The organism is Bathymodiolus platifrons methanotrophic gill symbiont (genome assembly GCF_002189065.1).
Lineage (GTDB): Bacteria > Pseudomonadota > Gammaproteobacteria > Methylococcales > Methylomonadaceae > Methyloprofundus.
In genome coordinates this window covers 22,891-33,432 of record NZ_BDMN01000144.1, presented here as the reverse complement: position 1 = coordinate 33,432, position 10,542 = coordinate 22,891, and the positions used below count along the sequence as shown (strand labels likewise).

The 10,542-nt window shown below is 40.5% G+C and carries 12 protein-coding genes and 2 pseudogenes; 12 read left to right on the top strand and 2 right to left on the bottom strand.

From position 1 onward, the window contains the following. The first annotated feature begins 244 nt into the window (after positions 1–244). The 5 genes and pseudogenes from CDZ78_RS09105 to CDZ78_RS09085 all read left to right on the top strand — a co-directional run bounded on the left by CDZ78_RS09105 (position 245) and on the right by CDZ78_RS09085 (position 3,354). Positions 245–1,807: an AMP-binding protein gene (locus tag CDZ78_RS09105; protein ID WP_087869737.1), complete on the top strand. Its 1,563-nt coding sequence runs from the start codon at positions 245–247 to the stop codon at positions 1,805–1,807. Between the two features lie 129 nt (positions 1,808–1,936). Further along, a pseudogene (locus tag CDZ78_RS09100) lies at positions 1,937–2,107 on the top strand (DUF454 family protein); the annotation flags it as partial. 95 nt (positions 2,108–2,202) lie between these two features. Then, positions 2,203–2,475: a hypothetical protein gene (locus CDZ78_RS09095; protein WP_087868120.1), complete on the top strand. Its 273-nt coding sequence runs from the start codon at positions 2,203–2,205 to the stop codon at positions 2,473–2,475. Between the two features lie 186 nt (positions 2,476–2,661). Continuing rightward, positions 2,662–2,826, top strand: a pseudogene (locus CDZ78_RS09090) (AMP-binding enzyme); the annotation flags it as partial. A gap of 129 nt (positions 2,827–2,955) precedes the next feature. Further along, positions 2,956–3,354 (top strand): YbaN family protein, encoded by a 399-nt coding sequence (locus CDZ78_RS09085; protein WP_167374231.1) that lies wholly within the window; start codon positions 2,956–2,958, stop codon positions 3,352–3,354. Positions 3,355–3,474: 120 nt separating this feature from the next. Here CDZ78_RS09085 and bioA read toward each other — a convergent pair whose 3' ends face one another. Beyond that, positions 3,475–4,764: an adenosylmethionine--8-amino-7-oxononanoate transaminase gene (bioA, locus tag CDZ78_RS09080; RefSeq protein ID WP_087869734.1), complete on the bottom strand. Its 1,290-nt coding sequence runs from the start codon at positions 4,762–4,764 to the stop codon at positions 3,475–3,477. Positions 4,765–5,001: 237 nt separating this feature from the next. Further along, on the bottom strand, positions 5,002–5,436 hold the full coding sequence (gene dksA / locus CDZ78_RS09075) for an RNA polymerase-binding protein DksA (protein WP_087869733.1): 435 nt from the start codon (positions 5,434–5,436) through the stop codon (positions 5,002–5,004). Between the two features lie 113 nt (positions 5,437–5,549). Between dksA and CDZ78_RS09070 the strand changes: the two genes are divergently transcribed. The 7 genes from CDZ78_RS09070 (at position 5,550) to CDZ78_RS09045 (ending at position 10,358) form a co-directional block, all read left to right on the top strand. Continuing rightward, entirely contained in the window at positions 5,550–6,467 is a 918-nt protein-coding gene (locus tag CDZ78_RS09070) for an aminotransferase class I/II-fold pyridoxal phosphate-dependent enzyme (RefSeq protein ID WP_307190477.1), read from the top strand. 20 nt (positions 6,468–6,487) lie between these two features. Continuing rightward, positions 6,488–6,694, top strand: a complete 207-nt coding sequence (locus CDZ78_RS24055; protein ID WP_307190476.1) for an aminotransferase class I/II-fold pyridoxal phosphate-dependent enzyme — start codon at positions 6,488–6,490, stop codon at positions 6,692–6,694. Between the two features lie 175 nt (positions 6,695–6,869). Beyond that, positions 6,870–7,196, top strand: a complete 327-nt coding sequence (locus tag CDZ78_RS09065; protein ID WP_230990991.1) for a rhodanese-like domain-containing protein — start codon at positions 6,870–6,872, stop codon at positions 7,194–7,196. A gap of 474 nt (positions 7,197–7,670) precedes the next feature. After that, the gene (locus tag CDZ78_RS09060) at positions 7,671–8,927 is read left to right on the top strand and encodes a glutamate-5-semialdehyde dehydrogenase (RefSeq protein WP_087869732.1); all 1,257 of its coding nucleotides are present in this window, start codon (positions 7,671–7,673) and stop codon (positions 8,925–8,927) included. Beyond that, the gene (gene nadD / locus CDZ78_RS09055; protein WP_087869731.1) at positions 8,928–9,548 is read left to right on the top strand and encodes a nicotinate-nucleotide adenylyltransferase; all 621 of its coding nucleotides are present in this window, start codon (positions 8,928–8,930) and stop codon (positions 9,546–9,548) included. A 38-nt stretch (positions 9,549–9,586) separates the two neighbouring features. After that, on the top strand, positions 9,587–9,949 hold the full coding sequence (gene rsfS / locus CDZ78_RS09050) for a ribosome silencing factor (protein WP_087869730.1): 363 nt from the start codon (positions 9,587–9,589) through the stop codon (positions 9,947–9,949). Beyond that, complete coding sequence (locus CDZ78_RS09045; RefSeq protein ID WP_167374230.1) at positions 9,942–10,358, top strand: DUF3617 domain-containing protein; 417 nt, start codon at positions 9,942–9,944, stop codon at positions 10,356–10,358. Before rsfS ends, CDZ78_RS09045 begins: the two co-directional genes overlap by 8 nt. Positions 10,359–10,542 lie beyond the last annotated feature (184 nt).

Below are 10,542 nucleotides of genomic sequence, written 5' to 3'. Positions count from 1 at the left end.
TCACTGAGGCTTAATAAAAAATAGATAAAGGAAATGTCTATCAGAGTGAAATAGGAAGAGGTAATTTGGTAACTCGCAATACACAACCACACAAATCTCGTTTGCACTCTGCGTGGGAATGCATCTTGTGACTCACTGCGTCGTGGAACGCAGTGCATTTTGTATGAATTCCCACGGAGACCTTGGGAATCAGCTGGTGTATTATTATTTGTGAGTTACCCTTGTTTAGAATGAGGATTGAGTCATGATTATTAAAAGTCCGTCTCCTGCGGTCAAAATTCCCGATATTTCCTGGCCAGAATATTTTTTTGCGCGTATAGAGCCTTATCATCAGGAAATTGCACTAATTGATGGTGCTAGTGGCAGGCAGATTAACTTTGATGAATTAAGGCAAAATATCAATCGGGTAGCTAAATCTTTACAGCATAAAGGCTATAAAAAAGGCGATGTATTTGCGATTTATGCACCCAATATAATCGAATATATTTATGTTTTTCAGGCGATAATGTTGATTGGTGGCGTGATTACCACGGCAAATCCACTATATACGGCAAGTGAACTAGAACTCCAGTTGCAGCATTCTAAAGCAAGTTGCTTATTTACGACTGCTGACTTGTTAGAAAAGGTTAGCCCGGTTCTGGAAACAACCTTAGTTGAGGAAGTTTTTGTATTTAATCAGGGTGATACAGCTAACTCATTTGAATTGCTATTGCAGGATAATAACGATATTGAGTTACTGCCAATCAGTATTAATCCACAGACGGATATTGCTATATTACCTTATTCCAGTGGTACAACTGGTCTACCTAAAGGGGTCATGCTAAGTCACAGCAACCTGGTGGCGCATAATATTCAGATTGAAGCACAGCAAGATGTCGTCTGTCCTAATGTAGACGATATCATAATTGCTGTGCTGCCTTTTTTTCATATTTACGGCATAACCGTGATCATGAATCTAGGTTTATGCAACGGTTCGACTCTAATCATTGTGAATGGTTTTAAGCCTGAACAATTTCTCGGATTAATTGAGCAATACCGGATAACTACTGCGTACCTGGTACCTCCGATTATTCTTTTTCTCGCCGAACATCCTCTCGTCAGTCACTACGATATAAGTTCATTGCAATATGTAATGTCTGGGGCAGCACCGATAGGTGAAGCACAGCTTCTAGCAGCGGGTGAACGGGTTTTGTGTCCAGTATATCAGGGCTATGGCTTAACCGAAACGAGTCCTGTGGTGATCAAAGAGCCTGACCTGTTAGCAACAACAAAACATGGGACTGTCGGAGTGTTAATGCCTAATACTGAAGCGATGATTATAGATACCGAAACTGGCGAGCCCCTTGGATTTAACCAGACAGGTGAACTATTACTGCGTGGCCCACAAGTGATGATGGGCTATCTGAACAACCCCGAAGCAACGGCAGTAGCAATTGATACAAATGGGTGGCTACATAGCGGAGATATTGCCCGTGTTGATGAGCAAGGTTATTTTTATATTGTAGATCGCCTAAAAGAGCTGATTAAATGTAAAAGCTACCAGGTTGCTCCAGCTGAATTGGAAGCACTGTTATTAACTCATCCTGCGATTATTGATGCGGCAGTTGTTCCTAAAGCAGATAAACAATCTGGTGAAGTTCCTAAGGCGTTTATTGTGTTAAAACAAGACATATCTGCTGATGAGATTATCGCCTGGGTTGCGGAAAAAGTTGCCGCCTATAAGCAAATAAAAGAAATCGAATTTATTGATAAAATTCCTAAATCCCCTTCTGGTAAAATATTAAGGCGAAATTTGCGTGACCGTTAGCATAATATTCATTTGTACCTAGGCTGTAGAGCGTGGTTTTAGCCCGCATGTATCGCATAATCAGCGAGCTAAAGCCACGCTCTACAAATATTGATAAGAAATTTAAACCACGATAAATTGAGATAAACCATGCGCAGACGCATCAAAAAATTCTTATTAACCCTTCTGGGCTTATTGTTTGTTGTTCTTGGGGTCATTGGAGCAGTATTACCTGTATTGCCAACAACGCCGTTTCTTATACTCGCATTGGCCTGCTTTGCTAACAGTTCACCGCGCTTTCATCAAATGTTGCTAAGGAATGTGCACGAAATAACTTCCTGAAGCAGCCAAGCTTGAATAATGAAATATCTCCCCTAAATTAAGGTTATCTTAATTTATTACTCAGTGGTTGTCTTATGTCATTTCCTTATAAAAAAAATATCGAAAAGTCGATGAAGAAATTTTATGACTCACTTTGTGAAAAAAATAAGCGACGGTATGCCGCCATTGAAAGTGAAAAATTATCTCATGGTGGCGTTAACTATATTTCAGCTTTATTAGAGTGTGACCCAAAAACTATCCGCCAAGGAAAAAAAGAACTCACCGAATTAGAACTGGATATAACAGGAATCAGACAACCTGGAGGCGGTCGAAAAAAAAGACCTCTACCCCTGAATACAGTGGAATAGATCAAGACTTTTTAGATATTCTTCAACAGCATACAGCAGGCAATCCAATGAATTCATCTATTAGGTGGACTTATCTAAAGCCGCGTGAAATCGTCAGTGAATTATTAAAAAAGGGTTATTCTGTCATCTAAAAATCATCACTTCGCTTAGGCTACGTTTCCCTGATTTTCAGCGGGTGAAGTTCCTAAGGCGTTTATTGTGTTAAAACAAGACATATCTGCTGATGAGATTATCGCCTGGGTTGCGGAAAAAGTTGCCGCCTATAAGCAAATAAAAGAAATCGAATTTATTGATAAAATTCCTAAATCCCCTTCTGGTAAAATATTAAGGCGAAATTTGCGTGACCGTTAGCATAATATTCATTTGTACCTAGGCTGTAGAGCGTGGCTTTAGCCCGCATGTATCGCATAATCAGCGAGCTAAAGCCACGCTCTACAAATATTGATAAGAAATTTAAACCACGATAAATTGAGATAAACCATGCGCAGACGCATCAAAAAATTCTTATTAACCCTTCTGGGCTTATTGTTTGTTGTTCTTGGGGTCATTGGAGCAGTATTACCTGTATTGCCAACAACGCCGTTTCTTATACTCGCATTGGCCTGCTTTGCTAACAGTTCACCGCGCTTTCATCAAATGTTGCTAAATAACCGTTGGTTTGGCGCGGCTCTACAGCAATGGGAAGCTAGTCGTACGATTACTCGTAGCCCGAAGATCAAGGCAATGATTATGATTGTACTTACTTTTGCAGTGTCTATCGGAGTATTGCAGGGGAGATTGCAACTGCAGCTTGGTTTACTAACTTTAGCCTGTATCCTGCTGATCTTTATGTGGCGATTTAAAGAAGCCAATGCGATTGAAGTTCATATTGATGATTAATGTATCGGTATTGTAACTTGGGTTGTAGATTTTGGTGTATGGGCAAAAGTACAATCTCCACCAAGGGAAAGATAGTTTCTTTGTGAGTTTCATCGTTTAATCTAAAACCTATGTGTGTTTCTAAGGTTCTATATCGGCAACAACTTTACATACTGCATCTATCAAACTATTAAGCTCTGCAGAAGAGATAATAAAAGGTGGCATAAGATAGATAAGCTTGTTGAAAGGGCGCACCCAGACTCCGGCGTCCACAAATTTAGGTTGTAGGGCTTTTAAATCAATAGGCTGGTGTAGCTGAATAACGCCAATTGCTCCTAATACGCGCACTTCTTTGACATGTGAGTGTTGCTGGCAAACTTGCAGCCCTGTACGTAACATTTGTTCAATATTTCGTACTGTAGTTTGCCAGGGAGAATCTAGTAATAGTTTTAAACTAGCTAATGCCGTCGCACAAGCGAGAGGGTTTGCCATAAAGGTGGGGCCATGCATAAATAAGCCGGGTTCACCTAGGCGTATAGTATCAGCAATTTCCTGAGTCGCTAAAGTGGCTGCCAGTGTCATATAGCCGCCTGTTAGAGCTTTTCCTAGGCAGAGTATGTCTGGGGCGATTTTTGCATGCTCACAGGCAAACAGTTTGCCTGTACGGCCAAATCCGGTAGCGATCTCATCAATAATCAGCAATACATCGTATTGCTTACATAATTCGCGGACTTGTTGCAGGTACTCAGGGGAATAAAAACGCATGCCTCCTGCGCCTTGAACAATGGGTTCAAGTATTACTGCGGCAATTTGTGTATGATTTTCTTTTAGTTTGTTTGCAAGTGGGGCAATATCTTCTGCGCTACAATTCTGTTCAAAAGTACACAGGGGCGCATCAGCAAAAAGCTGCTTGATAAGGCTATCGTTGAATAAGCTATGCATCCCATTATCTGGATCACTTACAGACATGGCGCCAAAAGTATCACCATGATAGCCATAACGTATTGTCAGGAGTTTCTTTTTATTGGGCTGATTTTTGGCATGCCAGTATTGGATAGCCATTTTCATGGCAACTTCAACAGAAACGGAGCCTGAGTCAGAAAAGAAAACTGTTTGTAGCGGTTCCGGGGTGATTTTAACTAATTGTAATGCCAAGTCAATAGCAGGCTGGTGTGTTAAGCCGCCAAACATGATGTGTGCCATATCATGTAATTGTGTATGTATCGCCTGATTTAAAACTGGATGATTATAACCATGTATGGCGCTCCACCAGGAGGACATGCCATCAATTAAAACACGCCCATCCATTAGTGTAATGTATACACCATCAGCTGATTTTACCGGGTAAATAGGTGTGTCGGCTTGTATAGCACTGTAGGGGGGCCAGACATGTTGCAGGTCTTGTTTCAGGAGAGTTTCTTGTGATTGCACGAATAAAAGATTTTCATTGGTAGCTTGTTGAACCTGGAAAAATCAGTTGCGCACAGATTTAACTTACGTACGGGGGAGACAGGAAGTAAATGATAAAGAATATCTTCATAAACTTACCTGTACAGCAGGCATTCAACTGTTGTTTTGGTGTTGAAGTAAACTATTTTTTGGCTAGCTTGATGGGTTTTGCAAAGCGTTTTCTAACAGCTTTGCAATACCCATTTAATGCATAAAATATTAGCTCATTTGTTTTTCGCGGATTTCATCCAGAGTTTTACAATCTATACACTGATCAGCTGTAGGGCGAGCTTCTAAACGGCGTACACCAATTTCTATGCCACAGGAATCACAGTAACCGTATGAGTCCGCATCAATCATGGCAAGAGCATCATTAATTTTTTTAAGAAGTTTTCTTTCCCGGTCTCGTGTTCTTAATTCAAGGCTGAATTCAGACTCTTGTGATGCGCGATCATTAGGATCGGGATAATTTGCAGCATCATCACGCATATGGTCTACAGTACGGTCCACTTCAAGCATTAAGTCATTCTTCCAATTGCTTAAAATATCTCTAAAATGGTCTTTTTGCGCCTCATTCATATATTCCTCGCCTTTACTTTCTTCGTATGGCGTAAAATTGAAAGGCGTAATTTCAGCTGTCGTGCTGTTAGTCATCCACTAACTCCAGATTTATTTAAAAAAACTGCGCATTTTTATCAGGATAATAAGAATTAAGCAAGAGAAATTGCTATTATTTGTTGTATCTATATTTATCAAAAGGGCATGAAATGCAGGTAGCTAGCAGGATGGAGGCGATAACGCCTTTTTATGTAATGGAGTTATTAAGGAGGGCAAAGCAGTTAGAGGCACAAGGGCGTAATATTGTGCATATGGAGATAGGAGAACCTGATTTTGCAACACCTCAGCCGATTATTGATGCTGGAGTCGCCTATATCAAATCAGAGCATGTAAAATATACTCCGGCAGCGGGTTTACCTGAATTAAGGCAGAAAATAAGCGATTATTATAGGCAATGTTATCAGCTAAGTGTGCCGATCGAGCGTCTTTTTATTACTCCGGGGGCGTCAGGTGCTTTTCTACTAGCACTCGGTGCAAGTTTAAATCCTGGTGATGAAGTTTTATTATCTGATCCATGCTACCCCTGTAATCAGAATTTTATTCGACTCTATGATGCCAAAGTTAAATTTGTGCCCGTTTATGCGGATACCGCCTATCAGTTATCTGCAGATTTATTGCGCCAGCATTGGCAAGCAAATACAAGGGCGACCTTAATTGCCTCGCCATCCAATCCTACGGGAACTATTATTCAGGCGACTGAATTAAAAAAGTGTATTGATTTTGTTAATGAGCAGCAAGGTCTGTTTTTTTCTGATGAAATTTACCATGGTCTGGTTTATGAACAGGGTGTTGCCAGTGCGCTTGAATTTAGTGATCAGGTTTTTGTTATCAATAGTTTTTCCAAATATTTTGGTATGACGGGGTGGCGTGTCGGGTGGTTAATTGTGCCTGAGGAATATATTCAGGCAATTGAAAAATTAGCGCAAAATATTTTTATTTCTACTCCTAGTCATTCGCAATACGCTGCTTTAGCTGCAGAAACATTACAAGAGTTAGAAAAAAGGCGGCAGGAATTTGCACTAAAGAGAGATTTTTTTGTATGCACATTTATTGCGCTTAGGGTTTAAAATTCCGGTAAAACCAGCGGGTGCGTTTTATATATGCAGACTGTAGTAAATTTACAGATAATAGCCAGCAATTTGCAGAGCAGTTATTAGAAACTGAAGGCGTCGCTGTTACACCAGGTAAGGATTTTGGTTATAACGATAGTGATAAGTACCTGCGTTTCTCATATACAAGCTCAATGGAAAATATCACTGAGGCGATGAGACGTCTAGAGCATTTTATTTTATAATACGCGCGGTGATGGTTGTGGATTTTATAGTGAGCCGATTGTTGACGAGAGCAAGGCACTGAATTTGGTGCATAGTTGGCGACGCAACTATCAGTAACGCTGCTTGGTAAGGGTAGCCTTTAGAAAGCTGCAACCTGTATCGTGCGAAGGTTACAGAGTTAATACAGGATCAAAGATGGCAATACAGCAAATATCCCCCATTTATTTACAGCACCAATTACTTGAAAATCCGCAAACTTATTTTTTACTTGATGTGCGGGAACCTTTTGAATATCAGATAGCAAATATTGATAACAGTCTACTTATGCCGATGAATCAGGTTTCTGATCGTCTGCAAGAGCTTGAAAAAAGTCGAGCTATCGTGGTGGTCTGTCATCATGGTATGCGTAGCGAGAATGTAGCTTATTATCTTGATCAACAAGGATTTACTCAAATTTTTAATTTAACCGGCGGTATTGATGCCTGGGCTCGGTCATGTGACTCCGGGATGGCTTTGTATTAAGCGGCGATAATGCACCAACTAGTATAATAATAACGAATGCAAGTGGATGATTACAGTAAGTATCTAAGCATAATTATTTTAACATTTTGTTCTGCGCTAAAAAGGAGTGCAATAGCTTTAGCTATTTCTGTCACTAGAAAAAAGCTAAAGCTTTTTTACTCCGGCTAGTTTTTGCATATTGTTAGTTTATGGCTCTATGTGAATCCTAGTGGGTAGTGCGATAATAATACCATGAATAGTGAATCTTTATTTAGTATCGCTTTAGGCTTACAATCGCCTTGGAAAGTGGTGCATTGTGTATTTCAGCTACTCAATAATTGGGAAACTTCAGTTTATTTATACTCAGTTACTTATAGGCGTTGTCGGCTCAGCTTGATCAGATTGCATTACTGGACTATCAAATTATTGCCAATACAGAATATAATATGTTCAGCACACCAGTTTTCTACAAATAGAGCAATACACTTGGTAAAAATGAATATTAAAGATTATATGAACAGTCTTGGCCAGCAAGCCAGGGCAGCAGGGCGCGAACTTAGCCGTGCAGACTCGGGTAAGAAAAATGCAGCATTATTAGCGATAGCGGAACATTTAGCTGAGCAAACAGTTTATCTGGTTGAGGAAAATGCAAAGGATTTGCAGGCAGGCAAGGAAAAAGGCCTGGATGAGGCGCTTTTGGATAGGCTGGAGTTAACCCCTGCTAGAATGCAGTCTATGATTGAGGGTTTACAGCAAGTCGCAGCTTTACCTGACCCAGTGGGAGCAATATCTAATTTAGATTATCGCCCTAGCGGTATTCAGATCGGTCAGATGCGCGTGCCATTAGGTGTTATCGGTATTATTTATGAATCACGTCCCAATGTGACGGTTGATGCTGCAGCATTATGTTTAAAATCTGGTAATGCCTGTATTTTACGCGGCGGTTCAGAATCAATTAATTCCAATAAAGCGATTGCGCGTTGTATAGCACAAGGGTTAGCTGCTGCTGGATTACCTGAAGAAGGTGTGCAGGTAGTGGAAACCACTGACAGAGCAGCGGTAGGTGAGTTAATTACACTGTCTGATTATGTCGATGTGATTGTCCCAAGAGGTGGTAAAAACCTGATTGCCCGGATTTCCAAAGAAGCAACGATTCCGGTCATTAAACATTTGGATGGTATTTGCCATGTTTATATCGATGATCATGCGGACCTGGAAAAAGCGGTAAATATTGCCGTCAATGCAAAAACACATCGCTATGGTGTCTGTAATGCAATGGAAACTTTGCTGGTGGCAGAATCAGTTGCTACTGCAGTTCTGCCTGCGTTAGCGGTTGAATATAAAGCTGCTGGTGTAGAGTTGCGTGGTTGCCTAAAAACCTGCTCTATTGTGCCAGATTGTATCCGTGCAACCGAAGAAGATTGGGCTACAGAATATTTAGCGCCTGTGTTATCCATTAAAGTGGTTGCCGATATTGACGACGCAATGGCGCATATTAATCAATTTAGTTCAGGGCATACTGAATCAATTATTACCGAAAATTATACTTTAGCACGTCGTTTTTTACGTGAAGTAGATTCAAGTTCAGTAATGATTAATGCCTCTACACGTTTTGCTGATGGCTTCGAATATGGGCTGGGTGCTGAAATTGGTATTAGCACGGATAAATTACATGCAAGAGGGCCGGTCGGTCTTGAAGGTTTAACTAGTTTGAAATATATCGTTCTGGGGGATGGGCACATCCGTCAGTAAATGATTGGTATTTATGGCGGAACATTTAACCCTGTTCACTATGGGCATCTGCGTACGGCTCTGGAAGTTAGTGAGATTTTTGCTCTGAATGAGCTGCGTTTATTACCTTGTGCCCAGCCGGCGCATCGTGCCGAGCCTGAAGTAAGTGCGCTAGCGCGTTTGCATATGTTACAGTTAGCTATTGCAAATTATCCCTATTTTATTTGTGATACGCGTGAATTAGGGCGGGAAGGGCCATCATATATGGTCGATACTTTAGCTTCAATTCGTGCTGAAATTGCTGATGTGCCACTTTTATTATTTATTGGGACTGATGCATTTAATAGCCTGACTCGCTGGTATCGTTGGCAGTCTTTGTTTGACTATGCCCATATTGTGGTTATGACACGCCCAGGTTTCAAGGCAGATACTTTGCTGGGTTTTTATGCAAATAGGCAAGTTGATGATAGACATTCGTTAAAAACCTGTCCTAGTGGTAAAATCTATTTCCAGCACGTGACGCAATTAGATATTTCGGCATCGTTTATTCGGCAAATGATTGCTGAGCAAAAAAATGTCAGTTTTTTATTACCTGAATCCGTCATCAAATATATACAGGCCGAAAAAATATATCGAGCCTGAACAGAATAATCTAAATAGATTTAAACCAAGGAAAATGAATGCAAGCAGATGAATTACTAGCTTTAGTGACTAACGAGTTAGATGAACGAAAAGCGGAAAATATCACTACCATCGATGTGATAGGTAAAACCAGCTTCACTGATTACATGGTGATAGCAACCGGAACTTCCGATAGACATATCAAGGCCTTATGTAATTATGTAGCAATGGCATTAAAAGATAAAGGAGTTACTCCTAAAGGTATAGAGGGAGCTCAAGGGTCTGAATGGGTATTAATGGATCTAGGTGATGTTATTTTGCATGTGATGACAGCGCAAACACGTGAGTTTTATCAGTTGGAAAAACTTTGGAGTATTGAGAATACTCAGGAAAATGAGCAACTAAGTTATGAAGATGAATAGAGTTATTTTAGCGATATTGCTGTGTTTAAATGTTTCAGTCGCTGCTGCAGAAATGCCAGATATTCAGGAAGGCTTGTGGGAAGTGAGTTCTGAGGCGACTATTCCCGGAATGCCAATGAAGATGCCTGCAGTCACTATGGAGCAATGTTTTACTAAACAAAGCATGAAACCAGAAAACATTATGCAGCAAAATAATTGTCAGATGAATAGTATGGATATTCAGAATAATCTTGCGCAATGGAGTATGTCATGTGAACAAGAAGGGATGACTATGCAGGGGGCTGGAAATATTCAGTACCAAAAAACAAAGTTTTCCGGTACATTTGAAATGACCATGTCGGGAGCACCACAAGGAGCAATGACGATACAAACTAAACTAACAGGGCATTATATAGGTGATTGTCCTTAAGTAGATGTACGGCGCGGCTTTAGAGGCTGTGAAAGTATGTACTTTTAGCCTCCCCCTTGAGAAGGGGGATTGAGGGGGATCGTATAAAAATATATATCAAATCTCCCCTAACCCCTCCTTAACCAAGGAGGGGGATAATGTTGAGTGCTTTCACAATCTCTTTAGACGTGATGCATTGGTTATT

Bases quoted from the DNA above. Each gene is read 5' to 3' on its own strand.
- CDZ78_RS09105 (WP_087869737.1), top strand. From the start codon at position 245: ATGATTATTAAAAGTCCGTCTCCTGCGGTCAAAATTCCCGATATTTCC.
- CDZ78_RS09095 (WP_087868120.1), top strand. From the start codon at position 2,203: ATGTCATTTCCTTATAAAAAAAATATCGAAAAGTCGATGAAGAAATTT.
- CDZ78_RS09085 (WP_167374231.1), top strand. From the start codon at position 2,956: ATGCGCAGACGCATCAAAAAATTCTTATTAACCCTTCTGGGCTTATTG.
- dksA (WP_087869733.1), bottom strand. From the start codon at position 5,436: ATGACTAACAGCACGACAGCTGAAATTACGCCTTTCAATTTTACGCCA.
- CDZ78_RS09070 (WP_307190477.1), top strand. From the start codon at position 5,550: ATGCAGGTAGCTAGCAGGATGGAGGCGATAACGCCTTTTTATGTAATG.
- CDZ78_RS09065 (WP_230990991.1), top strand. From the start codon at position 6,870: ATGGCAATACAGCAAATATCCCCCATTTATTTACAGCACCAATTACTT.
- CDZ78_RS09060 (WP_087869732.1), top strand. From the start codon at position 7,671: ATGAATATTAAAGATTATATGAACAGTCTTGGCCAGCAAGCCAGGGCA.
- nadD (WP_087869731.1), top strand. From the start codon at position 8,928: ATGATTGGTATTTATGGCGGAACATTTAACCCTGTTCACTATGGGCAT.
- rsfS (WP_087869730.1), top strand. From the start codon at position 9,587: ATGCAAGCAGATGAATTACTAGCTTTAGTGACTAACGAGTTAGATGAA.
- CDZ78_RS09045 (WP_167374230.1), top strand. From the start codon at position 9,942: ATGAATAGAGTTATTTTAGCGATATTGCTGTGTTTAAATGTTTCAGTC.